Raw genomic sequence first — 26,217 nt, forward strand, 5'->3', positions numbered from 1 at the left:
GTGCTATCTTCTAGCTACCTTAATTACAGCTACCCAAACCCAACATTAGCATTGAATTAGGTCTCCTAACATAGTTTCTCGTTGTAACTTATAACTCCTTTACATAAACTCCACTTTTTAACCGAACTTTTGTGCTTTTACATACATAAAGTTATAAATTATGTTGCAGCTAACTCAATTTCACCATCCAATATTTCAAATACGCTGTCGAGTTGCGTTAGTTCAAAAATAATTCTAATTGACGGAGCTACAGCGCAAAGTCGCAAACCCCTTCCTAAACTCAGAGCCAGCTTGTGTATAGATAACAATGCCATCAACCCCGCGCTGTCTAAAGATTCTACTGCTGCGAGGTCTACTACCAATATGGAAATATCATTTTGTGCCAACGTTGTGGTCATATCTCGTTCAAATTCCAAGGCGTTTGTAGCATTCAAACACCCTTGGGGGCGAATGACTGCAATTTTGGGATAGTTAAGCACTGCTTGCATAGTTACATCCTATTGAGAATTATTGAAGCGTCACGCTAAGGATTATTTGAACATAAACTCTATTCTGTTGCATCGACCATACGTCTTAGCTCTCTTTGCTCAATCTTTATTTCTTTAGTATCTCTGTTTAAAGATTGTTATAATTCCAGGCTAAAATGTGTTTATATATACTTTTTTTTTATCTCAGTTCAAAAACAATCAACATAGACAACCATAGAGCAAACAAATCATCAGTAACTATGCTGATAAAACTTGCTTAGTCTATAACTAAGGCTAATTTAGCCAAGTCTTAACGGTAAGTTAAATCTCCTACTTTAGCGTTGCTGATGGCATACGCCAGAGTCATAGCGAATTATCTATTTAATTAATTGATTGTGATCTATATCACAACTAAATTAGTATTTAGATCGCTCTTTATACTTAGACTTATCTGGGATAATCAGTATCATATTACAGTTGGATGTATTACTTATGAGAACTAAGTACGCTATTCGTAAATTGGTAGAAAAAGCTCTTGACATTAAAAAACTAACTCCTGAGATAGAAAATCAAATCAACTCAGAGCTGACAGAATTGGGTTACATTTCTGACGTTGATTATGAAGCTCTAGAATTATTAATGTCAGAGATGGATGCTGGTAGAATTAAGTTGGTTCCTAGCTTCGGATATTCCTAACTGCTTACGCATAGAGGTATATCAAGTAAATTTGATAAATACTGAAGTAATCAAAATTCCGAGTTAGTAAAGGCAGGTGGAATAATTAAGAGCGATATTATTGTTTGTATTTTTCTCTGAGGTTGATTATTTAAATAACTAGAATGGCGTAAACGGTGCTAATAACCCTCTACATTATTGTGCATTCGGAGTAAATCGCCATGTAGTTCGCTAAACGCCGAGAAAAAATTCCTCCCTTTCTGTTTGCTGAAATTGTCCACAAGCAAAATAAACTCGTTGCGAAGGGAGTTGATATCATCATTATGGCTGTTGGCGCTCCAGATAAACTAACTTCTAGTCATATCCTTTGCCCTATGCCTATTGATATGCTGACCATAGTTGGTGAATAAATTGATTAAGTTGCTGCTTGGCGGCTGAGTCAGGCTCAGTTTTTGGTTCTTTTGCTAAAACTTGACTCAAGAAGGTAATTACTTCTGTGTCTAATGCTGGTCGAAATAAATTTGCAGGCCAAAGCAAGTCAGACGCATCTCGCAAATCGGTAATTAGCGGCGATTCTTGAATCAAAGTAACCATTAGTAAAGGACGCACCCAGCACAACTGGCGGGAAACTACAAATTGAATGACTTCTGCATACAGATTTCTGTCGCCATGTTCTAAAGACACAATTTGTCCTGGTTGAAGAAAATCTAAGCTAATGTCCATGATTATGGAGTTGGGTCAGGGGCAAGGATTATTTTGCAATTTCCTTAATTTTAAAAATGAAAATGCGCTACGTTTAAGGAACATTCTGTAAGATTAGGGTAGCACTCTCACGGCAACTATGTCTCAGACATCTGCCTCACAAGTGGCTACGCAAAACTAAGTAGAGCGGTTTTTCTAGCATAGTATCTCAACAGAAATACTATAGAATAGGTAAATAACTGTTAGGAGTTATGTAAAAATAAATTGAACAATTAACTGACTACTTTGGGTTTGATAATATAGTTCCACTCACCATGAAAAGAATTTCGTTCGATTGCGATAGTATCAAGCTCTTGGTCTGTAACCTTGATTCCCGTTTTGTAGAGATTTGGATCTAATCTAGCTTCAACTTCTAATCCTTGTGTGGTGGTAGTATTGCGAATTAGATTAATCACAACTTGCAAGCTAGTTAATGGTCTGCCTCGCCAGTTTTGGGTAATGTGACAAAACAAGCGATGCTCAATCTTATTCCATTTACTTGTGCCTGGAGGAAAATGACACACATGAATAGTTTTACCAGTATCAGTTGCTAATTCTTGTAACTTCAATTTCCACAATCGTGAGCGATAACTATTGCTACCACCGCAATCAGCCGTAATCATTATATGCTCACTGCTGGGATAAACTTGTTTACCCATTGAGTACCACCAATGACGAATAGACTCGACTGCAAACTCTGCGGTATCGTGGTCAATGCCAACATTTACCCATCCTTGATTTGAGGTTAAGTCATAAATTCCGTAGGGAATTGCCTTGCCCAACTTGGGGTCAACAAAATCATGCATTTTCACCTCAATTGGCTGTTCCTTTTCACACCACTCGGTTCCAGAATTTTTAAAATCTCCAATTAATTCTTTTTTTTTGTATCAACTGAAATTACGGGTTCGTTCTGGGATTGAAAGTGCAAGACTTGGTTGGAAATATGTAAAAACTGATCATCTCTATCTGGATGAGATGAGCCATCACGGGTTTTACGATTTGATTGTAAGCTGTAGCCAAGCGATTCAAGTAAGTTATAAACACTTTTAGGACTAGTCCTATGTCCCCCAATGTTTAATGCCGCAGCCAGTTTCACAACACTTTTAGAAGTCCATTTTAGAGGAGATTCTGGGTCTCCCAGTGTCACTGGTTCAATCAGCGATTCTAAATCTGATAGCAGCATTGCGTCTTTTTCTTCAAGTAGTTTACGTCCAGCACCTGACGAACGAATTCGATTACTATCATCATTCGAGGTTTTTTCCCCCGAAGCGTCTAACAATAACCGTATCCCAGCATGGATTGTAGTCCGGGATAGTCCAGTTGCGAGCGCAACCTGACTCACGCCTCCCCAGCCCAGGCTTCGGGCTTCAATTGCTGCCCAAATACGCCGTGTTTTCTCATTCAAATAAGGCGATAACGAATCGTACTTGTCTTGAATGCTTTCTACTACCTGCTTATCAGACATATAAGCCTTTAATTCGGTTACATTCTGATCATCTTACCATTCAGCAAATTGTTCAAGTTATTTTTACATGATGCCTTAAGCGATCGCTACACAGACACTTTGTAGTAGTGAATCAACAAGAAAAGAGCAAAGAGCCGTGTCAGTTGAAACTATTCAAAAGCCTTCCACAACCCGTAAGCTAGCGCCTCGGTATCGCGTTTTGCTCCATAACGACGACTACAACTCTATGGAGCATGTTGTGCAGTCACTAATAGCCACTGTACCAAGCCTTACCCAACCCCAGGCTGTTAGCATCATGATGGAAGCCCATACTAACGGGCTAGCTTTAGTGATTACTTGCGCTCTGGAACACGCTGAGTTCTATTGCGAAACATTGATAAGTCACGGTTTAAGTAGCACGATTGAACCTGATGAATAGTCATTGGTCATTGGTCATTGGTCATTGGTCATTAGTCGAAATTTAGAGTATTGGCTGCTGATTAGTGACTTAATTTAGTATGAAAAAAAACCTTGTCCGTTTAGCTGAACGCCCTGCCCCTATTAGGCTGGGTGCTTTTATTTTGACTTTATTGTTGCTATGGTTGCCATTGGCTACACCAATATACTTACTAGTACATGATTCAAATTTAGAAAGTATATTGACATTGGTGTTGTTATATGGAATATTTATTTTCCTCCTGAGACTATGGGGTAAATATGTCTACCAACAGCCCCAAATTCTGCGGCATTATGGCTTAGAATTCACGCGGCAAAACGGTGTAGATTTATTGCGTGGCTTGGCTCTGGGGATAATTAATATTCTGATACTTTTTGGGTTAGAAAGTTTGTTGGGTTGGTTGGTGTGGCAACAACCAAAAGTTTTTTTGCTGAAAGTAATTTTAGAGGGTTTACTTGTTGGCTTAGGTATTGGATTTGCTGAGGAATTGTTATTCCGAGGCTGGTTGCTAGATGAATTACAACGAGATTACAGTCCGCGTGTGGCACTGTGGACAGATGCAACTGCGTTTGCTACATTGCACTTTATTAAACCCTTGGAGGCAATTATTCATACACTGCCGCAATTTCCAGCTTTAGTACTGCTGGGGTTAACGCAAGTATGGGGAAAGCGTTGGCGGAGGGGACGCTTGGGTTTACCAATTGGTTTGCATGGTGGTTTAGTTTGGGGCTACTACATTATTAATGTTGGGGAATTAGTGAAATATTCTGATCAGGTTCCTGATTGGGTAACTGGTGTGAATAATAATCCCTTACAAGGAGTGATGGGGGTGTTGTTAATGAGTGTACTAGCTTTGGGGATACGAGGGCGAACAGTGAAAAATTAAAAATGGAAAAGCCTACGTAGCGTTTTGATGAATACTAAAACTATTGTTATGCCGACTGTTTCCTAAGTATGCAACAACACGAAAAATAGCTAAAGTTTAGCTGTTATTGTTGTGATTACACGCTTACTAAATTGTTTCTATAATGGGTTATGTTAAGCCCACTATGCTATGAGCTTTAGTTTAGAGAGCTTTCAACTCGGCGATATAATTACTGGAAAAATCATTAAGCTGGAGCCTACAGGTGTTTTAGTTGATTTTTATACAGACCAACTAGCTTATGTTCCACTCCTAGAGCTATCACTCAATGAGATTCAGTCCCCAGAAGAAGCTGTGCGACTTAATGAAATCCGAGAATTTATGGTTGTGGGAAATTACGATGGTAAACACGATATTTTCTTCTCGCATTGTTCACCGGAGACACTGAAAGATAGCGATCGCTTGTACGAGGTTGCATTAGATCTCGCTTCTGAAAAATCTGGTCATCCTATCAATAGAGAAGACCTGCTCGTACACACTAAAGTCCTGGATGTTCATAGACATGGTTTATCAGTAAGGATTTACTGGTTCTTATGTTCTCAAGACCATCCTCCAACGGTTTCTTTTTCAATTCGCAAACTAGAAATGCGAAAAGCATGGGAACGGCTACGCCAATTGCAGGCTGAAGACGTAACAGTATATGGAAAAATCCTTAACAAAACTTGGAGCGGTGCATTAGTAAAAATTGAGGGTTTGTATGGGGGAATTCGTAGTTATGTTAATAAGCATAAGGAGCAATTGGTAGTAGGGGAGAAACTTCCACTCAAGATTATAAAGGTGAGAGAGGAGTATAATCAGCTAGTACTGATCCATCGTTCTGTTTCAATCAGACTCAGGCAATTGCAGGTTGGTCAAGTTGTTAGCGGCACTATACGGGGTATCAAAGATTATGGTGTGTTCGTTGATATTGGAGATTTTTATGCCTTATTGCCGACCTCAAAAATGTTCCATCCATCTGTTGACAATCCAAACCAATTCTTCAAAATTAATGACCATTTAAAAGCAACGATTGTTAAACTAGATCCTGAAAACGGTCAAGTTGTTCTAGAGAGTTATGGAAGTTCGGCATAACAACCTTGATACAATAGACTGCCAAAAGTCTTTGGTGCTGAGTTCAATCTTACTTGCAGCTGCCGACCGTAAAAATTCTACATGAGCTTAGGGTATTAATCATTGTGTATTTCGGATCGGAATAAAAACGATCGCCATAATTCACTTTGCGCGATCGCACTTACGCCACATTTTTGACTGAGATAATTCCCTCACCACACCACTGGATTAATAGCCATCTGTGAGAATCTTTATCCAGTGCTGGCTTGAAACGGAAATTAAAAACCTCTTACCATACCTCTACTCCATACTCGGATACAAAATCTGGCTCTAGTTCTTTGAACTGCTCCCATTGCCGATTGGCGATCGCAGTCAACATGGGAATGATCGCGGTGATTGAGACTTGTGCAGCGACAGGTGTCATTCTGGGTAGTCTTCGAAAATACAAATAATCGGCATAGGTAGTTTTTGGTGGAATCTTTACGTAAGCGTCTCAACTACTGTCCCCACCACACACGCTTTATTCAAATTAACGCCGCTCAAATTTGCACCTTCTAACTCTGCACAAAGTAAATTCGCTCCTGAAAAATTCGCCCCTGCCAAATTCGCCCCCCGCAAATCAGCTTCTTCTAGGTTTGCTTCACTCAACAAAGCACCTTGCAAATCGGCGCGACTCAAGTCTGCACCTTTGAGATTTGCTCCAGTCAGGTTTGCACCGCGCAAGTCAGCACCCCGGAAGTCTACGCCTTGCAAGTTCACATTCATCAAATTGGCACCACTCAAGAAAGCGCCCACCAATGACACATCGCTGAGTCTGGCTCCCATCAAGTTAGCACCGCGCAAATTACTACCCCGCAAGTCAGCACCTGTTAAATCTGCTTGCATCAGGTTTGCTCCCATCAAATTCGCCCGTAAGTCAGTTTCTTGGAGGTTGGCTCCCATCAAATTTGCCCCCTCCAAATGTCCACCTTCGAGTTTGGAACCAGCAAAATTAGTGCCGACAAGGGTAGCGCCAGCAAGATTAATCCGGCTTAAATCCAGTCGAGAGAGTTCCTCGTCTTCTAAATTTGCCCCTGGAAGTTGTTTGAGTTTTCCTAATTTAATGGCTTCAATGTTCATGTAAAGTAACTACCAATCTGCTCACTGATCTTGCTGTGGCTGTCCCATTGGGAATCAAGAATCCAGATGCCGGCGCTGACTTTGGGTGTCATGATGGGTAAGTCGAGTCCTTGTTGTAAACCCATAACTAATAAAGTTAGGGTATCTACAAGTTTAGGGTCAAAGCGGTTAGATTGTTGCTGTTTGCATTCATCTAAAGCTTGAGTAAATATCTGTTCCCGGCTTTGATTTGACGATTTTAGCTGATTAACTCGCCACTGAAAGTCTGCCAATAATGCCAAAATTCTTGATTCTAGAGGAATTTCATCTCCAGCTAAACCTGCTGGTTCCCCAGTGCCATTCCACCACTCGCTTTGGTGAGTAATAATTTGGGCAACTGCTCGTAGTCGTGGCATGGTTCGCAATACTTGCGCCCCTGGAACTAAAGGACAGGTTAAGGGACAACTGGGGGCATCTTCTTGGTAGCGTGTGGATATACTGTCAGTGAGAACGCTTTCGGCTTTCTGTAATGGATCTATGCGATGCAACAAAGCCGCCAAGCGCAATCTTTTAATTTGCCATGCGGGAAGATCCAAAAGCTGGCCGATCGCTTCAGCAAGTACCACCACTTCCGCAGCTGCCATTGGATTGTTCACATCTGCCATATCCATCAGTTGCGCCATTCGCAAAAAAGCTTGGATTTCGTTAGAAACCAAGTTGCGATCTAGCGTTTGTTTCTGAGGTGCTGTGGGGATGGATAAATTATCTTGCCCAGTCTGGAGGTAATCTACAACACGAGAGACAACTGCACCTAAATTTTGGGATCTGTCCATTGACGGTACAATTTGTTCTTTATCAGCCGTGAGTTTTTGAGCCAGTTCTGGGTTGTATTTTTTGATGTGAGCGATCGCTATTTCTGCTGTGTCTTGCACTAACTCTGGTTCAAATGTCCACAAACCATAGAATTTGCGCTCTAAGTCTGATGTCGGCACTCCAGCGCTGCCATAATCAGCCTCTGATAGTTCTTGACAAATTACCATTGCTGTGTATTTAGGCGATAAAATAATTAAGTGCCACTCCTGCGCCACTGGGTCGCCTGGATCTAATCCCACTAAGTCTACATTGGGTAGCTGGCTGGTAGGATGTTCAGCAAAGCCAGATTCAGAGGCAGCCATGATGGCAATATGACGGCTGTACTGGGCGATGTCTGCATATCGTTCAGCTTCTTGTAGATACCATTTCCCCTGTTGAAAGGCTGTGATGACTAGGGGTGTACCGTCATCGGCTAAGATATGGTCTTCTAGAGCGTGGCACAGAGCAACTAGGGTATTTTTGTAGTAAACACCGAATCGAATTGGCCTGGTGGTATGGCGATGGGCTGTTTCTAGCTTTTGTAGTATTGAACCTTCTAACATGGGATTTGGTAAAAATAACCGCAGAGGCGCAGAGGACACAGAGGAAGAGAGGGGGAGAAATTCAGTTTTTTAGGATATACCTGCTAACTGTTTTTCTTTCGTTTCCATTGGTGCGGAAAGTGCTGCTTCTAAATCGGCACAACCCAGTTTTTCCTCCAAGATGTTCATGACTTCGCGTCCGAAGTCGTTGGGGTTTTGTTGCCAAGCTTGCAAGCAGACTTCACCGAAGAATGAACCAAGGGGTTCGGGATTCCAGAGGAGTTTTTTGGCTGTCCACGGCATCAAACTCATTGGATCATACCCTGGTTTGAGGATGCCTTCTTTGAAAGCGTATTCTTCTAAATGGGTATGAGGTTGCAACCCAATAAAAAAGATAGCAGGTTCGACTTTATCAGCACCAAAAATTCGTTCTAGTTCACGGTGGTAAGCGATGGTTTGGCGGATGGTTTCGGGACGTTCGTCAATAACGTTAAAGGAGTAGTTGACGGAAACTAAGTCATTGAAACCAGCTGCTTTTAAGTCACGGCAGTTTTGCAAAACGGTTCGCAGGTTGTACCCCATCCGCATTTTCCGCACGAGTTCTTGAGAACCACTGGTAATGCCGATTTCAAAGTAATTCATCCCGGTTTTCGCCATCAAGTCGCACAACTCTGGTGTCAAATTGTCGGCTCTGATATATGCTGCCCAGTGGATATCTGTCATACCAGAATCGACGATTTTTTGCAATAGTTCAATGGCATCGTCGATAAATTTTCGTGCGGGGATAAATTGGGCATCGGTAAACCAAAAGTTGCGAATGCCGCGATCGTATAATTGGCGCATCTCAGCAACTACTTCATCTGCTGGGTTGATGCGTACTTGTTTGCCTTCGACAACCGTATAGACGCAATAACAACAGTTGTGGGGACAACCACGCTTAGTTTGTACACCTATATAAAAGTCTTCTTCTTGCAGGTAAAAGTTAAATTCCGGCCAGATGGTTTCGATATAGTCGTAGTTACAAGCTGTTTTTTCTAGTGGGGTAGGTTGTTCGTGAATCAGGCGTTTTCGTGGTTGCGTTTCTCCCGCAACGTAACAGCGTTCATCTCGAAAATCTTTGCCACTTAAAAGTTTTTCCAGCAGAGTTTCGCCTTCACCCACAGAAATAATTGTCCCTTGGGGTAAGCTTTTACCCAACTGTTCGTAAAATACGCTAACTGCACCACCACCTACAACGACACGGGCATTAGAATTATATTTTTGGGCACGCTTTAAACCGCGTTTGATTAAGCCCTGGTTTCGCCATAACTCTACATAGTAAGCGATGAAAATTCGTAAACCGCCCAATCCGCCACGTAGTTTTAATAGAGGATTCTTAGCGTAGTAAAATTCAAAGGCGTTTTGCAGTGGGTTGCCACCACGTCCGCCAACTGGGGCATAAATTTGAATATCGCGCCAAGAAAATACTAGCAGTGTCGGTTTAAATTCATCGATACAGCGATCCAAAGCAGAATTGTAGTCTAAAGGTGGCACCGTTCCTAAATCGAAGATGCGCTGTTCAATATTAGGAAACTGCTTATGGACATGATCGCTCAAGTAGACAACCCCAATAGGAAAGATGGGGTTACAAGGAAGGCGAACGTAAAGAATTCGATTTTCCATCATTTGTGTTTTGACTTCCATCTTGCCAATCTTTGGAGAAAGCGAGAAAAACATCCAGTTTTAAAGTACGTGCTTGTTTTATTCGGTTTTAATTATCACAATGCCCTTGACATTTCATTGAATTGCTGGTAATGAGAAAACTAATATTAGCAATTGCAGGAAACGCTAAAATTGCTATGCATAAAACATACATAGAATTTATAGATAGGCTTTATGAAGATATTTTTCATATAGCTTTACCATAACATTGAGTTTATTCATTAAGCGATGATCCCAGCCTATTAATCCTGGGATAGATAAAACGGCAAAACTCCCTTACTCGCTAGGCGAAAAGCAAGGGGATCGTCGTCTTATCTGCCCTAAGAGAATTAAAGCTTTGATACCAGGATAAAAATCTTAAAAACTTTTGTGTATAGTGTATAATTCCGAAAAAGCTACAAATAATTACAAAATTTTTATAACTACAAATATATCTTTAGGAAGAAATAATCTCCAAAGACACAGTTGGTATTCACAGTTACAGCAACTGGGGATCAGTGGGTGCTAGGCTTGGCTGGTGTAATGTAAAATTGTGGCGTAAAGCTCCTCAGCAGTTATGGCTCAAATATTAGATCCTCTACCACCAGAGCAATCGGGAAAAATTCTCTGCTGCTACATTAATGCCACGAGCAAAATACAGGTGGCTCGCATCTGCAATATTCCCAACTGGTACTTTGAAAGGGTTGTTTTCCCTGGACAACGTTTAGTTTTTGAAGCTCCGCGAAAAGGTCAATTGGAGATTCATACAGGGATGATAGCAAGTGCAATTTTATCCGATAAGATTCCGTGCGATCGCCTGATGCTCGAAGAAACCAGTACTCATGAGTTTGATACAGACTCATTATCTGGAAAAGACCCTCTTAATACCAAATCATTGGTGCAGCAAATTAATACAAACACTGGAGATAGTATAAAACCCTTACAAGTCGCTCTTTAGGAGCTGTTAATTAAAAAAAACAATTTGACTCAATTTTAGGGTTGCTGAATTCGGCAGCCCTTTTTATATTGGGCATGGGACATGGAAACAAGGAGAGTTGGGGACAAGGGAAAAGACTTGTTGCAATTTCTCTCTTTATCTCCTGATCTCCCCACTGCCCACTCTCATCTACAATCATTCTTATGAATCTGCCTTCATTTCTTTGGTTGTGGAAAATAGCCGCATGGTCGATGGGTTTGTCCCTGCTGGCATATCTGATGTTAGCAATCACCGGCGTTTGGATGTTTCGGGCGAGAACTTCGCAACAATTTCCTTTTACGCCATTTATGGGCGGAAATAGGGAGGTGCGATCGCTCCACTACTTAATGGGCATCAGCATGGTAAGTTTAGTGCTACTATTGCTAGCGATCGGCATTGTTGGCACTTTAGGACACTTTGGTTCTTTAGGTCACTCGTCACACCTGGCATCTGGATTGATAGTGGTAGCATTAGTTTTACTGTCTGCTTTCAGTGCCACGCAAATTAGTGCTAGACGGTCTTGGGCTAGACCTTTACACATCGGCGTAAATATTATTCTATTTGTAGGATTTGCCTGGGTGTCCCTTACTGGTTGGATTGTAGTGCAAAAGTATTTACCCTAAAGAATTACGAATTACTAATTGTTATTATGTTCAGCAGTCCAGCTAAGACATAGACCTACCCTACAATGAAGAAAAGCATTGTAATTGAGCCGTGACAGCAAATTCAGCCAATATCTCAGCTTCTGTCTTTCGTTTGTCTCCTTTGATTCGGATAACGTTGCTGAGTCTATACGTAGCACTCACAGTCCCATTACCTTTTTTATCGCAGGTAACAGCCGCACCCGTACCTCCAATATTATTGTGGATAGGGATTAGCATCGGCTTAGTTGCCTTGTATGCAGTATTGACTGAACAAGTAATGGTAGATGACCAGGGAATTCAGGTTACTTACCCCGCCTGGGTTCCTCGCTTTTTCCGTAAAGGCTGGTTTTTACCTTGGTCAGAGGTGAAAGAGTTAAAACCTCGCAGCACTGGTCAAGGAGGCTTAGTTTATTACTTCCTCAGCCAGGATGGGAAAGCTTATTTACTACCGATGCGTGTATCTGGATTTGCCCGTTTCGTGCAAATTGTCCAAGCAAAGACAGGCATTGATACTACAGATGTTCGCCCTTTAGCACAGCCGTGGATGTACCTGATTTTACTAGTATTGACACTGCTGCTACTATTGGTCGATGGCTGGGCGATCGCTACAGCTTTAACTACTGCACAACTAACTTAAAATTGGGCATTGGTTATTTCTCCCCTATCTCCCCACTCCCCTTGAATAAGGTAATACTCAGGCTAGAGCAAGTTAATCTGTTTACAAAGCTGAAAACCCAACTTCCCGGCAATCAGCAAGGGTATCCCATATTGCGAGATATTGACTTGGAAGTATTTCAGGGCGAACGCATTGCCATTGTAGGGTCAGTAGGCGCTGGTAAAACTTCGTTATTACGCCTCATCAACCGCCTAATTGAACCCACTAGTGGCAAAATCTATCTAGAAAATCAAGAATATCGCCAAATTCCTGTCATCCAGCTACGTCAGATGCTTGTACTTGTATTGCAAGAGTCAAAGCTGTTAGGGATGACAGTTCAACAAGCCTTGGCTTATCCTTTAGTTTTGCGTGGTTTGCCCAAACAGACAATTCAGCAACAAGTCAGTTATTGGACAGAACAACTGCACATTCCCAATGAATGGTTAGGGCGAACTGAGGTACAACTTTCTGCTGGACAACGACAACTAGTAGCGATCGCTCGTGCCTTACTCATCCAGCCTAAAATATTATTATTAGACGAACCAACCTCTGCCCTTGATGCTGGTACAGCTTCTCATCTAATGCAAGTCTTAAACCAGTTGAGTCAAACTCATCAAACCACGATTCTGATGGTAAATCACCAACTGGAACTTGACCAAATGTTTTGTACTCGATTATTACACCTAGAACAAGGTCGTTTATCCACAAATCAAACAGTCTCTGAGATAGACTGGCTTGAATTACGAGAAAGTTTAATTCAAGCAGAAGCTCAGGACGATTTTGGATTTTAGATTTTGGATTTTAGATTTTGAATTGGTTAGGAGACAGGAGTTAAGAGTCGTTATCTTACTTTCTCAATTCCCAATTCCCAATGCCCAATTCCCCATCACACTTGACTACTAGTAAGTGTTGAACGTTGATTATTAAATCTTTCTCTAGCTAACTTTGTTGTTTGTGATTGTGAAATATTGGTATTCAAAATTTCCATGTTAAAACGGTATCCTACATTGCGGATAGTTTGAATCAAGTTTGGTTGGCGAGGATCAAGTTCAACCTTTTTCCGCAGTGATAAAACGTGAGTATCAATGGTACGAGGGTTATCGATAGCGTCGGGCCAAGCACGACGCAGCAATTCCGACCTACTCAGAGGTACTCCTCCAGCTTGTGCCAAAACGTACAACAAACTGAATTCTTGGGGCGTTAAATCGATAAACTCACCCTGGAAGCGGACACGGCGCTGGACTAAATCTATTTGCAAAGTGCCATAATCCAAATAAGCTGGTGCAGTAGGTGTGCGTTTCCGGCGAATCAGTGCCTCTACCCGTGCCAAAAACTCTTGCATCCCAAAAGGTTTACTCAGGTAATCATCTGCACCCGCCTTTAAACCTGCGACGATATCACCTTCACTATTACGAGCAGATAGCATTAAAATTAGAGGCTGCTGCTGACGATGCAACCAACGACAAAACTCAATGCCATCACCATCAGGCAGGTCTGCATCCAATACTACCAGTGTTGGTTGATGGCTTAAAAATACTTCCCTTGCTTGATAAATACTGGCAGCTTGATGCACACGGTATTCCAGCTGTTGCAAGTGCCAACCCAACAACGACCTCAGATGGGGATTCCCCTCAATGATTTCTATACAAACCGAACCCACGGCGGCAAGACCCCTTAGCGTCTGATGACTTTCAAAGTAACAAGCCCATCTCTAAGGTTTTGTAGCCTTTGTTACTTCAACTGCTATTAGCTTTACATTTCCTCATAAAAAGCGTGGCAATATCTTTAATTTATGCCTTGCCGATAGGGGATTAGAAATATTATTAAATTTTTATTAAATTTCTCAGCAGTGTTGTTAGACGTATCAAAAATTCTTGTAGCTTAACATTCTGCTCTTAATAGGTGTAATGTAGAAATATCTATAACCAATCAGCCAAACGTTAATACAACAGCTTTTCAACCTGATGGTAAAAGTAGATTTAACCGCAAAATTACTGACCTCATCCAGGAATATAATACCAATATAATTGGGCCATTGAATATGAAAATCAGATAAATAACTCAGCAGATAACTAGAATCGATGTTTTCTGGAATAGGATTAAAGTAGCTTGTAGCTGCTAGGGGTAGTACCCAAAGTAGATGTGTTGACTTTGAATTAATGCCAAAGTGAAATTACACTTCACATTTGAGCGTGAATCATTTACAATTCTCATTCCAAAGAGATTAATACAGCAGTTATGCTCCAAGACACACAAACCATCCGCTATTACCAAAGACTCACCGACGCCTTCGTCGAGTTATGGAATCGCGGTTATCGCACGGATGATATGCGGATGTATTTGGATGGATATCTAGCCGCACTGCGACATAGCAACGTTATTGAACCTTATCTGATTCATCGTCTAGAAGAGGAAGCCAGCCGCTACTTGTACGATGGGTCAAACTTTGCAGTGCCGCAACCACAGCCACAACCAGATTACTACTAAGTACCATTTACTTGGTCATTGATAGTAACCGTTAATTACCGCAGATGATTATAGCATATTATCTGTATTGGTCAACGGGTTGCCGTGGTGTGAGATTTTGGAGATATTGTATTGATTAAACGCATCCCCTCAGCCTTATATTGGTCTTGCCAATACGACTGAGGGGATTGTTGACTAAAACCTATTAAAAAGCCTTGAAAGGGGAGATAAATAGTGTCTCTCCTTTCAAGGACATTAAAAACGGCACATTGCCTTGATAAAGAAGCGCAAATTGAGCGCATTCCTTCTAGTTTGGTTAGAGAAACATTAGGAAGCTAGTGCTACTTCTACCTTTTGCTGCAATTCACCTTTTTGATAAAGTTCAATCAAGATATCAGAACCGCCAACAAATTCACCATTGATATACACTTGGGGAATTGTTGGCCAGTTAGAGTATTCTTTAATTCCTTGACGGATTTCAGAGTCTGATAGAACGTCAACCGTCTCGAAGGGAACTCCCAAGGTATTGAGAATCTGCACAACGTTGTTGGAGAAACCACATTGGGGCATTAATTTGTTTCCCTTCATGAAAACTAGAATTTTGTTCTGTTGTAGCAAGTTATCAATTTTCTCTTTCAGTTCTGGTGTCATGGTACTTGTGTTTCCTATGTTGCATTCAACGATGATGAGTGAGGAGTTAAAAATTTTATAACTCCTAACTCCTATACTCCTAACTTTAGGAACTTGCTGTTGCTTGCCAAGCTTCGGGAGTGTATGTTTTTACCGCCAAGGCATGAATCGCTTCAGTTGACATAGCTTGACCCAACGCACCATAAACTAACTGGTGCTGTTGCACTAGTCCTTTACCTGCAAAGTGCGATGAAACTACTGTCACTTGATAGTGGTCGCCGCCACCAGTCAAGTCTTGCACCTGAACCTGTGCGTCTGGCAGTTCCGCCTTGATCATTGTCTCAACCTGCTGCGGACTAATCATCGCAATTCCTGAAAAAACTTACTTTTCTATTATTAACAGATATGGAGTAAATGCCTGTGCCAACTTCAGGTTTTGGCAAGGCTGTAGATAAACCCGCTTCTGAGGTGTATTTTTGAGAACGCTCAGGTTTTGGCTACGGCGGATAGCTCTATCTTAGCACTGGGGCGTTCCCAAGCGACTGGTTAAGGAGATAAGGGAGATGGAAAAACAGGCAACAAAAATTTAATTTATTTTTTTGGGGATGAGGAAGATGAAGTACCACCTTCTCTGGGATAGGGAGAATCAACAAAACCCAACTCAAACAACTGTTTATAGGCTTTCTTGCCTAAATCTCGTGTCGGGTTTTGACTCTTAATTATTTGAACCAACAACGGCACAGCTAATTCTGGCTGATTTTGTGCGCGATGTACCAATGCTAGCTGAAAGGTGGCTTCATCCCGCTTTTGGGCTGTTAATAGAGCTTTTTGACGCTGAGAATCAGAAACTCTGTTGTCAATTCCCGAAAAGCTAGAATTTAACTCTTGATAAAAATTAGATAGCTGATTATAAACCTGACGTGCCTCTTGTAGCTTCTTAGCAGCTAAAGTGTAGTTTTGAGCAGAAACAGCTTGTTCTGCATCTTTTACTAAGCGATCGCCACCTTCAATGCTCAAAAGGCTGTTACTTTGGGTTATGGGGCGCAGATTATTGGGATCGTTGGGGTCAATGGGTTGTGGTTGGCTGGTAGTGCCTGGTGACTGTGATACCTGAGCATTCACAGGTGATAGCAGGCTGAGGACTGCTATGACTGATAAAAGGGTACGGTGCATCAAGGTAACAGCGGCAGCAGTGTTCATGGGATCAATTAGTGCGACAACTATATAAAAAGTCATGGAAACTTCGGGTATCTTAACTCTGTTTTGGTTTTGGACAAAGCAAAGTTACATCCTAAGTATCTCTGATTTAGGACTGAAAATCGCTTTAATAGAGTTCCCATTGCTCTTGTATAGTAACTAACTTAAATCCTCGTGATGAGCGATACTACGGTGGACTGAATTAACACGTTAATTATTCTGATTTTCCAATTATCGGTTTACTCGCAACCACCTTGTAACTATCTAACTGAAGTAGCAAAAATGTTTCTTCTGGAGCAATTCAGTAGTTTGCAGACAATTATTAGCTATTTACTCAAAAAATGCCAATTTGGCTAAATATCCTGTCAATAGGGAGTAATCTATATGGAGTAATCTATATATGTATACATCCTCAAAGCTTGCAAAATAGCACTAAATCTTTAGTGACTTAATTCAGGATGGATATAGCTAGTTAGCAATTACTGTCAAACATTGAAAACTTGCAGTTTCTTAATCATGCACAGTAAGTGGTCAGTAGTTAAAAGCCAGTCTTAGGACTTTTGCCCTTTGACAAGATCAAGAATTAGTAATTTCTGCAAATGCGTGATTAGTAATTTTTGTTTCTTGATGACTTAATTGTTGCAGTGCCTTTCCTAAATCAGTTGTGATGCTTTTAGCATCGTGTTTTATACAACCACTCATGTAATCCGCTACTCTGATTGGGGAGCCAATGTCAATACTGACATCTGTACCCCAATTTGGATACGGTTGGCTGTAATTAATGCCTATAGGTATAATTTTAACTCCCAGCCCAGAATGACTAGATTCAGCACTCAAAGCAAGACGAGCAATTCCCGGCTTCAACTGGTGAACTTGCGCATCACGAAAAATATTACCTTCTGGAAAGATGACCAGGGTTTTTTTCTGCTGAAGTAGCTCAACTCCATGTCGCAGTGTGCGGATTGATGGATGCTTAGAATTTACAGGAAACCCCCCCAAACGTTTGACAAACCAGCCTTGTAAACCTTGGCATTCGTCAATAGTCACCATAAACCGCAGGTCTTGTTCTCTGCGACAATCAGCAGTCGCGTAGGGTACGAGTAATGCATCCCAACGCGCCCGATGAGTAGGCGCGAGGATAATAGGCCCAGTTGTAGGGATATTTTTTTGTCCGGTTATTCTAATTTGCCCAAAGAATAATGGTAATAGGCAGTGACGGCCTAATAAATATGCCAGAGGACTCAACCAAGGAGAAACCCTTGAGGTAGTACCAGCTACCTGATGATTTGCTGGTGGGCGCTGGCAGGGATCGGATGAAGAGTAAAATTCCATCATGAAGGATGCAGCTGATTGACTGGTAAAAATTTAACGAAAAGCCTGATTAATTACACCGTAGATTCTCTTGCGTGAGTTGTGTCGTACTAGATGGACAGTTTTACCTCTGTCCGTTAGTTTACTCTACGCCGTCTAGTTGCAAACCAAGCCTGTAATTGCTCACGACAAGCTGACTCTAGAATGCCTCCAATGACTTGGAGACCGTGATTAGAAGCAGCACTATCGGGTATGTTAATAACTGTACGAATTGCGCCAGTTTTTGTATCGTCTACTCCATATACAAGTTGTCCGACACGCGCTTGCAAAATAGCACCTGCACACATCGGACACGGTTCAAGAGTTACGTAGAGGGTACATTCATTAAGATGCCAATTTTGTAAAGTTGTTGCAGCTGTCTTGAGAGCAAGAATTTCCGCATGAGCAGTAGGGTCTTTGTCGCGTTCTTTTCTGTTTTCTCCTTGTGCCAGCAATTTGCCTGTTGAATCAATGATAACAGCACCTACAGGGACTTCACCTGCATCACCTGCTACTTTTGCTAATTCTAGGGCACAACTCATCCATTCTTGATGTATAAGATATTCTGTGTACTTAGTTAGCATCTTCTTATCAATATAAAAATTTTAAAAATATGCTTGCTTTTAGACAGGCTATACACCATCCTACAAAAAAGAAAAAGCATATAACCCGCAGACTATAGGAACTTCCAAAAAATAAATTATCCAAAATTATTTGCACATTTTTGGGGCGTACAGCTAGCTGTGCGCCCCAGAGGTGGGATGTTTTTTTACTGGAAATCTGAGGCTAAACAATTTAGCAGTCTAAGCGTTGGAGATTAATTTGATTTCTAAATAGCGGCTTGGGCTAAAAGGGGATCGAGTTGGCTTTGTGTGTCTAGCTGATAGAGGTCATCGCAGCCACCAATGTGCTGGTTATTAATAAAAATTTGCGGTACGGTACGTCGACCATTAGCGCGTTCTGCCATTTTAGCTCTGGCTCCTTCATCACCGTCGATTTTATATTCGGTAAAATTTACACCTTTCCACCACAGCAGTATTTTGGCACGAATGCAGTAAGGACAAGTTTGCCACGTGTAAAGCTCGACGTTGGCTTTGACTCGCTCTGGATGGCGATTTAATAGGGGATTAAGAAAGTCCAGCATATTTTCTTAAGCAAGATTTTAACTATGTCTCTAGCCTAGATCATTGCTTACCGCATCGGCGCTGGAACCCACTTTTGAAAACCCTCTAAATGATTCCAGTAAGCCAAATATCCAGTCAATGCCCAAATTAGAGCGGCTACTATTAGCACTGCTACGCCAATTAGCCGCCAGGTTCGGTTGGTTTTCCAATAGAGGGTTGGCGCTGCAAAAATACCACCTAATCCAGTTAAAATAAAGCCGATTCCCGATAAAATCGGTTGCTTTGTCATATTCAAGTTGATGATGCGGATACCCACTACGATCGCAACTAGGCCGGCAAAGAAGCCGTAAATTGCTATTGTCAATAAATCCCAACCTTGAGCAAGAGAAACCGCAGCTGCAACAAACAAGATTCCAAATAAGACACTTGTCTCACCGAAAGCAATGTTAAAGCTACCAATAACGAGCCAAGTGAAACTCATGTGTAAACCAGTTGTGAGTGCGATCGCACCCGTAATTCCAAAACCGGGAATCCACTGTCTCTGATTAGAACTATCTATACCACGATACACATAGTCAGCCAGTAGAAATAGCCCAGCTACCATATTGATCAACATGAGTGTAATGTAGTCGATAAACACTATTGACCTCTCAATTTGACAAGCTATTTACTCTGCGCTTCGTTTTTAAATCAATTTTTAGTGAATTTACTAACTTTTTTCTTTATTATTTTATACCTGAATATAAACACTGAAGAACAGCAATATTCTAAATATTTACTGCTAAACATTTGTGCAGTTTTTAACTTAGTTACTTTTAAACAGGTTTTATACTGGAGTTGGATGAGTGAAAAATAAGGATGTGCTAGATGGTACTTTTCTAACCAGTTAGCAGTAAAACTTAACTTTCTTCCACGTGTATCCGCCCTTTGGTAGACTTGAAGACTGAAATAGCCAGATAAAGCGGCGGAAATTCAAGCAGTTGAGAGGGCAGACTCTGTGGAAAATACACTTGGGTTAGAGATTATTGAAGTAGTAGAGCAAGCCGCGATCGCATCCGCAAAGTGGATGGGTAAAGGCGAAAAAAACATCGCTGACCAAGTAGCTGTGGAAGCTATGCGGGAGCGGATGAATAAAATCTATATGCGCGGTCGCATTGTGATTGGAGAAGGCGAACGTGACGATGCGCCTATGTTATACATCGGGGAAGAAGTTGGTATTTGTACTCAACCAAATGCCGAAGCTCTCTGTAACCCTGATGAATTAATTGAAATTGATATCGCCGTTGACCCCTGTGAAGGTACGAACTTGGTAGCTTATGGGCAACCTGGTTCGATGGCTGTCTTGGCAATTTCTGAAAAGGGTGGATTATTTGCTGCTCCTGACTTTTACATGAAGAAGTTAGCAGCACCTCCCGCAGCTAAGGGCAAGGTAGACATCAACAAGTCAGCAACAGAAAACCTCAAGATTCTCTCTGAGTGTCTAGAGCGCTCTATTGAAGAACTCGTAATCGTGGTCATGAAGCGCGAACGCCACAACGATTTAATTAAAGAAATCCGTGAGGCTGGAGCGAGAGTCGCCCTAATTTCAGATGGTGACGTAGGTGCAGCTATAAGCTGCGGTTTTGCTGGAACTAATATCCACGCGTTGATGGGTATTGGTGCGGCTCCTGAAGGCGTAATCTCGGCAGCAGCAATGCGTGCTTTGGGTGGACACTTCCAAGGTCAACTGATTTACGATCCAGCAATAGTAAAAACGGGTCTGATTGGAGAAAGCAGAGAAGCCAACATCGATCGCTTAAAGTCTATGAATATCAATGACCCTGATAAGGTCTATGATGCTCATGAATTGGCATCTGGTGAAACTGTTCTGTTCGCTGCTAGCGGCATTACGAGTGGTAATCTGATGAATGGTGTACGTTTCTTCAACGGCGGAGCTAGAACTCAAAGCTTGGTAATTTCCAACCAGTCGAAAACTGCTCGATTTGTTGACACAATTCACATGTTTGGTGAACCCAAGACTCTCCAACTGAACTAATTTTTAGGGAATGGGGAATGGTAAAAGTAGGGACGAAGCATTTGGAAGGAAATCTTTCTCTAAAACGCAAAGTATAGTCATCCAAATGCTTTACCCTTACAGTAGTTAGTAGTTAGTAGTTAGTGATTAATAGTTGTTTGTTGCTGGGAATAACTACCAACCAATAAACAAAAATTCCCCATTCCCTATTCTCACTCAATGCCCTATTCTCAACTACCAACTAGTAACTACGATTTAGCAAATGAATATAGCAGTGGTGGGGTTAAGCCATAAAACAGCCCCTGTAGAAGTCCGGGAAAAACTGAGCATTCCAGAACCACAAATTGAAAGTGCGATCGCTCAACTGGCCAGCTATCCTCATATTGATGAAGTTGCAATTCTTAGCACTTGTAATCGCCTGGAAATCTACATTGTTACCAGTGAAGCAGACCAAGGTATCCGAGAGATAACTCAGTTTCTTGCAGAATATAGTAAGTTACCCGTGCTTTCTCTGCGACAGCACCTATTTATGCTGCTACATGATGATGCAGTGATGCACGTCATGCGGGTAGCAGGTGGTTTAGATAGTCTGGTACTCGGAGAAGGTCAAATTCTGGCTCAGGTGAAGACTACTCACAAACTGGGGCAGCAATATAACGGTATAAAAACCATTTTGAATCGATTATTTAAACAAGCGCTGACAGCTGGTAAGCGGGTTCGCACTGAAACTAGTATTGGTACTGGTGCTGTCTCTATCAGTTCGGCAGCTGTAGAGTTAGCGCAGATAAAAGTGGCAAATTTAGCAGCTTGCCGAGTGGTAATTTTAGGCGCTGGTAAAATGTCGCGGCTGCTGGTGCAACACCTAATTTCTAAAGGTGCTGTAGAAATTAGTATTGTAAACCGCTCTCGCGATCGCGCCCAAGAATTAGCAAAGCTGTTCCCTCAACAACCGATCAAAATTCATCCACTCTCGGAAATGATGAGCGTAATTGCCGATAGCGATCTAGTATTTACAAGTACTTCAGCAACAGAGCCAATACTTGACCGGGTCAAATTAGAAATGGTTTTAGAAGTTCAGCGCTCTTTAATGTTATTTGATATTTCTGTGCCGCGTAATGTTCATGCGGATGTAAATGAATTGGAAAACGTGCAAGCGTTTAATGTGGATGATTTGAAGGCAGTAGTAGCGCAAAACTACGAAAGCCGTCGCAAGATTGCACAGGAAGCTGAGAAACTTTTAGAAGAAGAAGTGGAAGCCTTTGATATTTGGTGGCGCAGTTTAGAAACTGTTACCACTATTAGCTGTCTGCGAAATAAAGTCGAAACCATCCGCGAACAAGAGTTAGAAAAAGCTTTGTCGAGATTGGGTTCGGAATTTGCAGAAAAACATCAAGAGGTGATTGAAGCATTAACACGGGGAATTGTCAATAAAATTTTACATGACCCGATGGTACAGTTGCGATCGCAGCAGGATGTGGAAGCTAGAAGGCGCTGTATGCAAACTCTGCAAATGCTTTTCAACCTCGATGCCGAGGAACAGTTTAGTTAAATTAAGCAAGAACCCCGACTTGTGGTGAGAAGTTGGGGTTCTAAGCGAATCGATTTGAAATTAGATATACTTCTAATTAGATAGATGTCTAATTAGAAGTTAGTTATGGAATCAGAGCAATTTAACATCTTACTCCGCTTTTTCAAGGCATTAGCGGATGATAGCCGTTTGAAAATTGTAGGTATCCTGGCGAATCAGGAGTGCAGCGTCGAAGAATTGGCGGTGCTACTGCAACTCAAAGAACCGACAGTATCTCATCATTTAGCGAAATTGAAAGAGCTAAATTTGGTGACAATGCGTCCTGAAGGCAATAGCCGTCTATATCAATTGGATAGCGAGGCTTTACAAAGCATTAGCAAGGAAATTTTTACACCTGAGAAGATAGCATCCTTGATAGAGGATGTGGATACTGAAGCTTGGGAAAGCAAAGTGTTGAAAAACTATTTCGAGGGCGATGTCTCCGACAAGCACTCCGTGCAACGCCTCAAAGAAATTCCTGCTAGTCGGAAAAAGCGTTTAGTTATTCTTAAGTGGTTAGCAAACCAGTTTGATGTAGGAGTCAACTACCCTGAACGCCTAGTAAATGATATTCTCAAACGCTACCATATTGACTGCGCTACCCTGCGACGAGAGTTAATTGCTTGCCAGTTAATGCAGCGAGAAAATGGGATTTATTGGCGTACAACATAGATGTGAAAGATGAGCAAACCGCACAATCATAGGTTGTATTTTTATGCAATTAGAAACACAAAAATTATATTACACACCTGAAGAGTATTTAGAAATTGAAGAAAAGGCAGAATATAAAAGCGAATACCGTGATGGAGAAATTGTCCCGATGACGGGTGGTACTACAAATCATAATAAAATCGCTTTGAATTTAGCTGCATCCTTAAAAATTGCTTTAAGGCGTAAAAATTATGATGTCTATATTGGTGATGTGCGTTTGTGGATACCCCGTTATCGGCAGCATACATATCCCGATGTAATGGTAATTGAGGGACAACCTATTTATACAGGAACCAGCACAACAACGGTTATGAACCCGGTGTTAATTGCTGAAGTTTTATCTAAATCGACTAAAAATTATGACCAAGGCGATAAATTTCTTTATTATCGCTCTATTCCAGAATTCAAGGAATATATTTTAATTGACCAATCTCAGTATCACGTAATGCATTATGTAAAAACTGCGGAAAGTCAATGGTCATTCACTGAACTTGAACATGAATCTGCAATTTTATCACTGCAAACTGTTGATTTTAAAATTGAATTGCGCGACCTTTATGAGCAAGTCAATTTTGCAGAAAATAACGAAGATTGAAGAAAAATTCAAAAGTCATAATCAATGAGTAAGAGACTCAGGGAAATTCCTAAGCAATAAATATATTACATAAATAGAAGGCCAATTACACTCTCTTATCCCAAATAAGCTTCTAAAAGTTTTGGATTAGTTTGAATTTCTGCGGTTGTACTCATTCACTAAATTTGTCTTTCTTCCTCGGTAAAGATAGGAGGCCACAATTCAGTAACGGGCAAATAATATTTACTTCAATCTAAACACCATTAATAGTGTTCCTTTTGACTTTGGATAAATAAAAGTACACGAATACTGTGATTTGTCCAAAGTCAAATCAATAAATACATTGCATAAACAGAAAGCTAATCACACTCTATTTTCCCAAATAAGCTTCTAGAACCTTGGGATTAGTTTGAATCTCCGCTGGTGTACCGTCAGCCAAATTCTGCCCTTCGGCAAGCACCCAAACACGATCGCATAAGGACATAATCACATCCATATTGTGTTCGATAATCAAAAAGGTCATTCCGTCTTGGCGATTCCAAGTGATAATACGATCGCAAATATCATCAATCAGTTTCGGATTCACCCCAGCAGCTGGTTCATCCAACAAAATTAACTTGGGATTAGTCATTAACGCCCGTCCCATTTCCAGCAGCTTGCGTTGTCCACCAGACAAGCAACCAGCATAATCGTGTGCTTTTTTTGCCAAACCCACTGATTCTAATAGGAACATTGCTCGCTCTTGGAGTTGCTTTTCTTCCTTAGCTACAAGGTGCGGTTGCAACTGTACCTGCCAAAAATTTTCACCCGTTTGTTTTTGCGCCGCCAGCAGCATATTTTCTAACACCGACAACCGAGAGAGAGTCCGCGCAACCTGAAAAGTGCGGATTACTCCCTGCTGGGCGATTTGGTATGGTTGTAAGTTGTGAATCGGTTCGCCGTCAAAAATTACTCGTCCCTTATCTGGACGAATGAAGTTTGAGAGTAAGTTAAATAAAGTGGTTTTACCAGCACCATTGGGGCCAATCAAGCCCGTGATGCTGCCTTTAGCAACTTCGATTTTCGCCTCATTAACTGCTTTGACACCACCAAAGCTTTTAGAAAGTCCAGTGGCTACCAAAAGGGGAAGTGGCGATGAATAGTTATTTACCAAGGGTGAGTTCCTCCTTTTTCCCTAAGATACCTTGAGGTCGCCAAATCATCAGTATCATCAAAATAAGCCCGATTACCATAATGCGAAATGCACCCAAACGGGCTTCATCAAGGTGGACGATTCTAGGTAAAACTTCTCGTGTTAGCGCATCGTAAGCAAAGAAAATTACCGCACCTAAGATTGTGCCAACATTATTACCAGAACCACCTAAAATCACCATGATCCAAGTGTCAAAGGTGATCTGCGGTTGAAAATTATCAGGGTAAATGGCGCTGAGTTGCCAAGCAAAGAAAGCACCAGCGATACCCGCGATCGCACCCCCTAAGATTAATGATTGTAATTTATACCAAAAAACATTTTTTCCCAGCGCCTTGGGAATTTCTTCATCTTCACGGATAGCTTTGAGAATTCTACCCCAAGGCGATCGCACCAAAATTTCTAAGCGCCAGTATACAAGCGCTAAAACCAACAGCAACACCAGCATCAAACCCGCTTTTGGGTTGTAATTATACAGTCCAATTACTCCAGAAATATAAATTGCTGTTGCCAAAACTGCTAATACAATTCCCACAGCCAAGCGCGACACAAATTCTTGCTTGCTAGTTGTCCTTTTGCCTAAATCAGTAGTCCGAGATATTTGGGTAGTACGAATCCATTGCCATAACGTAAAAAAAGTTACAGCAGCTAGTAGGGTTAACAACCCAATCATTAGTAATCTGACGAACAAATTCGGCTCTGTGGATAGGGGTATGGAATAACTTTGCACACCAAACGCCCCAGAAACCCAGGTATCACCCACAGGTAAATCCTGATTATTTACCACCAAACGAATTAATTCACCCGTACCAATGGTGACAATTCCTAAATAATCTTCCCGTAAGCGTAGAGTTGCAAAACCAATTATCAAACCCAACAAGGCGGCGACAATTGCTCCGGCCACTGCTGATATTAATAGGGGCACGCCCTTTAAACTTAACAATACTGTTGTATACGCTCCAAGGGTCATGAAAGCAATATGACCAAAGTTAATTAACCCTGTAAAGCCCCACTGTAAATTAAGTCCCAGTCCGAATAAAGCAAAAAGTGCTGTAGAAATTGCTAAGAAAATAAGATAGTCAACCATATTAAATAGTTATTTTGGCATTGGGAATTGGGAATTGGGCATTGGGAATTGGGCATTGGGAATCCTTTCGGCTTCGCTCAGGGCAATTGGGAATTGGGAATTGGG

The 26,217-nt window shown here is 41.4% G+C and carries 30 protein-coding genes; 13 read left to right on the forward strand and 17 right to left on the reverse strand.

Annotated features, from left to right (window positions below; genetic code table 11):
- Positions 1 to 158: 158 nt before the first annotated feature.
- Positions 159 to 488, reverse strand: coding sequence for an STAS domain-containing protein (locus tag NPUN_RS19670; protein WP_012410246.1), 330 nt, complete (start codon positions 486 to 488; stop codon positions 159 to 161).
- A 471-nt stretch (positions 489 to 959) separates the two neighbouring features.
- On the opposite strand from NPUN_RS19670, the gene NPUN_RS19675 reads away from it, so the two are divergent.
- On the forward strand, positions 960 to 1,163 hold the full coding sequence (locus NPUN_RS19675) for a hypothetical protein (RefSeq protein ID WP_012410247.1): 204 nt from the start codon (positions 960 to 962) through the stop codon (positions 1,161 to 1,163).
- A gap of 357 nt (positions 1,164 to 1,520) precedes the next feature.
- On the opposite strand, the gene NPUN_RS19680 is transcribed toward NPUN_RS19675, so the two are convergent.
- Positions 1,521 to 1,865, reverse strand: a complete 345-nt coding sequence (locus tag NPUN_RS19680; RefSeq protein WP_012410248.1) for a hypothetical protein — start codon at positions 1,863 to 1,865, stop codon at positions 1,521 to 1,523.
- A 251-nt stretch (positions 1,866 to 2,116) separates the two neighbouring features.
- Positions 2,117 to 3,348, reverse strand: a protein-coding gene (locus tag NPUN_RS19685) for an ISAzo13-like element ISNpu10 family transposase (RefSeq protein ID WP_086000586.1) whose coding sequence is annotated in 2 segments (ribosomal slippage) — positions 2,117 to 2,769 and positions 2,769 to 3,348 — 1,233 coding nt in all. Because the reading frame shifts where the segments join, the coding sequence is not laid out codon by codon here.
- Positions 3,349 to 3,484: 136 nt separating this feature from the next.
- Between NPUN_RS19685 and clpS the strand changes: the two genes are divergently transcribed.
- From clpS to NPUN_RS19700, 3 genes are all read left to right on the forward strand, one after another.
- A complete protein-coding gene (clpS, locus tag NPUN_RS19690; protein WP_012410249.1) occupies positions 3,485 to 3,766 on the forward strand; it encodes an ATP-dependent Clp protease adapter ClpS in 282 nt (93 codons plus the stop codon).
- Positions 3,767 to 3,845: 79 nt separating this feature from the next.
- Positions 3,846 to 4,670, forward strand: coding sequence for a CPBP family intramembrane glutamic endopeptidase (locus NPUN_RS19695; protein ID WP_012410250.1), 825 nt, complete (start codon positions 3,846 to 3,848; stop codon positions 4,668 to 4,670).
- 168 nt (positions 4,671 to 4,838) lie between these two features.
- Entirely contained in the window at positions 4,839 to 5,777 is a 939-nt protein-coding gene (locus NPUN_RS19700; protein ID WP_012410251.1) for a S1 RNA-binding domain-containing protein, read from the forward strand.
- A 268-nt stretch (positions 5,778 to 6,045) separates the two neighbouring features.
- Here NPUN_RS19700 and NPUN_RS44540 read toward each other — a convergent pair whose 3' ends face one another.
- The 4 genes from NPUN_RS44540 to NPUN_RS19720 all read right to left on the reverse strand — a co-directional run bounded on the left by NPUN_RS44540 (position 6,046) and on the right by NPUN_RS19720 (position 9,931).
- Positions 6,046 to 6,180 carry a hypothetical protein gene (locus NPUN_RS44540; RefSeq protein ID WP_336884903.1) on the reverse strand — a complete coding sequence of 45 codons (135 nt, stop codon included), beginning with the start codon at positions 6,178 to 6,180 and terminating at the stop codon, positions 6,046 to 6,048.
- Positions 6,181 to 6,236: 56 nt separating this feature from the next.
- Entirely contained in the window at positions 6,237 to 6,875 is a 639-nt protein-coding gene (locus NPUN_RS19710; RefSeq protein ID WP_012410252.1) for a pentapeptide repeat-containing protein, read from the reverse strand.
- Positions 6,872 to 8,269 carry a DICT sensory domain-containing protein gene (locus NPUN_RS19715; RefSeq protein ID WP_041565519.1) on the reverse strand — a complete coding sequence of 466 codons (1,398 nt, stop codon included), beginning with the start codon at positions 8,267 to 8,269 and terminating at the stop codon, positions 6,872 to 6,874. The genes NPUN_RS19710 and NPUN_RS19715 overlap by 4 nt, the downstream gene beginning before the upstream one ends.
- 69 nt (positions 8,270 to 8,338) lie before the next feature.
- On the reverse strand, positions 8,339 to 9,931 hold the full coding sequence (locus tag NPUN_RS19720; RefSeq protein ID WP_041565520.1) for a photosystem II high light acclimation radical SAM protein: 1,593 nt from the start codon (positions 9,929 to 9,931) through the stop codon (positions 8,339 to 8,341).
- A gap of 574 nt (positions 9,932 to 10,505) precedes the next feature.
- Here NPUN_RS19720 and NPUN_RS19725 point away from each other — a divergent pair.
- The 4 genes from NPUN_RS19725 (at position 10,506) to NPUN_RS19740 (ending at position 12,994) form a co-directional block, all read left to right on the forward strand.
- On the forward strand, positions 10,506 to 10,886 hold the full coding sequence (locus tag NPUN_RS19725; RefSeq protein WP_012410255.1) for a DUF1830 domain-containing protein: 381 nt from the start codon (positions 10,506 to 10,508) through the stop codon (positions 10,884 to 10,886).
- 182 nt (positions 10,887 to 11,068) lie between these two features.
- Complete coding sequence (locus tag NPUN_RS19730) at positions 11,069 to 11,527, forward strand: DUF4079 domain-containing protein (RefSeq protein ID WP_012410256.1); 459 nt, start codon at positions 11,069 to 11,071, stop codon at positions 11,525 to 11,527.
- 91 nt (positions 11,528 to 11,618) lie between these two features.
- Positions 11,619 to 12,185, forward strand: a complete 567-nt coding sequence (locus NPUN_RS19735; protein WP_012410257.1) for a hypothetical protein — start codon at positions 11,619 to 11,621, stop codon at positions 12,183 to 12,185.
- 41 nt (positions 12,186 to 12,226) lie between these two features.
- Complete coding sequence (locus tag NPUN_RS19740) at positions 12,227 to 12,994, forward strand: ABC transporter ATP-binding protein (protein WP_041566304.1); 768 nt, start codon at positions 12,227 to 12,229, stop codon at positions 12,992 to 12,994.
- 95 nt (positions 12,995 to 13,089) lie between these two features.
- Here NPUN_RS19740 and NPUN_RS19745 read toward each other — a convergent pair whose 3' ends face one another.
- The gene (locus NPUN_RS19745; RefSeq protein ID WP_012410259.1) at positions 13,090 to 13,863 is read right to left on the reverse strand and encodes a response regulator transcription factor; all 774 of its coding nucleotides are present in this window, start codon (positions 13,861 to 13,863) and stop codon (positions 13,090 to 13,092) included.
- Between the two features lie 578 nt (positions 13,864 to 14,441).
- Here NPUN_RS19745 and NPUN_RS19750 point away from each other — a divergent pair.
- On the forward strand, positions 14,442 to 14,690 hold the full coding sequence (locus NPUN_RS19750) for a DUF6761 family protein (RefSeq protein WP_012410260.1): 249 nt from the start codon (positions 14,442 to 14,444) through the stop codon (positions 14,688 to 14,690).
- A 306-nt stretch (positions 14,691 to 14,996) separates the two neighbouring features.
- On the opposite strand, the gene grxD is transcribed toward NPUN_RS19750, so the two are convergent.
- The 7 genes from grxD to NPUN_RS19785 all read right to left on the reverse strand — a co-directional run bounded on the left by grxD (position 14,997) and on the right by NPUN_RS19785 (position 19,610).
- The gene (gene grxD, locus NPUN_RS19755; RefSeq protein ID WP_012410261.1) at positions 14,997 to 15,320 is read right to left on the reverse strand and encodes a Grx4 family monothiol glutaredoxin; all 324 of its coding nucleotides are present in this window, start codon (positions 15,318 to 15,320) and stop codon (positions 14,997 to 14,999) included.
- Positions 15,321 to 15,405: 85 nt separating this feature from the next.
- Positions 15,406 to 15,663 carry a BolA family protein gene (locus NPUN_RS19760; RefSeq protein ID WP_012410262.1) on the reverse strand — a complete coding sequence of 86 codons (258 nt, stop codon included), beginning with the start codon at positions 15,661 to 15,663 and terminating at the stop codon, positions 15,406 to 15,408.
- Between the two features lie 227 nt (positions 15,664 to 15,890).
- Positions 15,891 to 16,499: a hypothetical protein gene (locus tag NPUN_RS19765; RefSeq protein ID WP_041566305.1), complete on the reverse strand. Its 609-nt coding sequence runs from the start codon at positions 16,497 to 16,499 to the stop codon at positions 15,891 to 15,893.
- Positions 16,500 to 17,072: 573 nt separating this feature from the next.
- Entirely contained in the window at positions 17,073 to 17,831 is a 759-nt protein-coding gene (locus NPUN_RS19770) for a lysophospholipid acyltransferase family protein (protein WP_012410264.1), read from the reverse strand.
- 113 nt (positions 17,832 to 17,944) lie between these two features.
- Positions 17,945 to 18,430, reverse strand: a complete 486-nt coding sequence (gene tadA, locus NPUN_RS19775) for a tRNA adenosine(34) deaminase TadA (protein ID WP_012410265.1) — start codon at positions 18,428 to 18,430, stop codon at positions 17,945 to 17,947.
- A 245-nt stretch (positions 18,431 to 18,675) separates the two neighbouring features.
- Positions 18,676 to 18,990 (reverse strand): glutaredoxin 3, encoded by a 315-nt coding sequence (gene grxC, locus NPUN_RS19780; protein WP_012410266.1) that lies wholly within the window; start codon positions 18,988 to 18,990, stop codon positions 18,676 to 18,678.
- A 47-nt stretch (positions 18,991 to 19,037) separates the two neighbouring features.
- Positions 19,038 to 19,610: a DUF981 family protein gene (locus NPUN_RS19785; protein ID WP_012410267.1), complete on the reverse strand. Its 573-nt coding sequence runs from the start codon at positions 19,608 to 19,610 to the stop codon at positions 19,038 to 19,040.
- 357 nt (positions 19,611 to 19,967) lie between these two features.
- Here NPUN_RS19785 and glpX point away from each other — a divergent pair, with 357 nt between their 5' ends.
- From glpX to NPUN_RS19805, 4 genes are all read left to right on the forward strand, one after another.
- On the forward strand, positions 19,968 to 21,005 hold the full coding sequence (gene glpX / locus NPUN_RS19790; RefSeq protein ID WP_012410269.1) for a class II fructose-bisphosphatase: 1,038 nt from the start codon (positions 19,968 to 19,970) through the stop codon (positions 21,003 to 21,005).
- A 241-nt stretch (positions 21,006 to 21,246) separates the two neighbouring features.
- Positions 21,247 to 22,533, forward strand: coding sequence for a glutamyl-tRNA reductase (locus NPUN_RS19795; RefSeq protein ID WP_012410270.1), 1,287 nt, complete (start codon positions 21,247 to 21,249; stop codon positions 22,531 to 22,533).
- 105 nt (positions 22,534 to 22,638) lie between these two features.
- A complete protein-coding gene (locus tag NPUN_RS19800; RefSeq protein WP_012410271.1) occupies positions 22,639 to 23,223 on the forward strand; it encodes a DUF2087 domain-containing protein in 585 nt (194 codons plus the stop codon).
- Between the two features lie 43 nt (positions 23,224 to 23,266).
- On the forward strand, positions 23,267 to 23,857 hold the full coding sequence (locus tag NPUN_RS19805) for a Uma2 family endonuclease (RefSeq protein ID WP_012410272.1): 591 nt from the start codon (positions 23,267 to 23,269) through the stop codon (positions 23,855 to 23,857).
- A gap of 349 nt (positions 23,858 to 24,206) precedes the next feature.
- Here NPUN_RS19805 and NPUN_RS19810 read toward each other — a convergent pair whose 3' ends face one another.
- Positions 24,207 to 24,989, reverse strand: a complete 783-nt coding sequence (locus NPUN_RS19810) for an ABC transporter ATP-binding protein (protein WP_012410273.1) — start codon at positions 24,987 to 24,989, stop codon at positions 24,207 to 24,209.
- Positions 24,979 to 26,112 carry a branched-chain amino acid ABC transporter permease gene (locus NPUN_RS19815; RefSeq protein ID WP_012410274.1) on the reverse strand — a complete coding sequence of 378 codons (1,134 nt, stop codon included), beginning with the start codon at positions 26,110 to 26,112 and terminating at the stop codon, positions 24,979 to 24,981. The genes NPUN_RS19810 and NPUN_RS19815 overlap by 11 nt, the downstream gene beginning before the upstream one ends.
- Positions 26,113 to 26,217: the final 105 nt, after the last annotated feature.

It is taken from the genome of Nostoc punctiforme PCC 73102 (genome assembly GCF_000020025.1).
Lineage (GTDB): Bacteria > Cyanobacteriota > Cyanobacteriia > Cyanobacteriales > Nostocaceae > Nostoc > Nostoc punctiforme.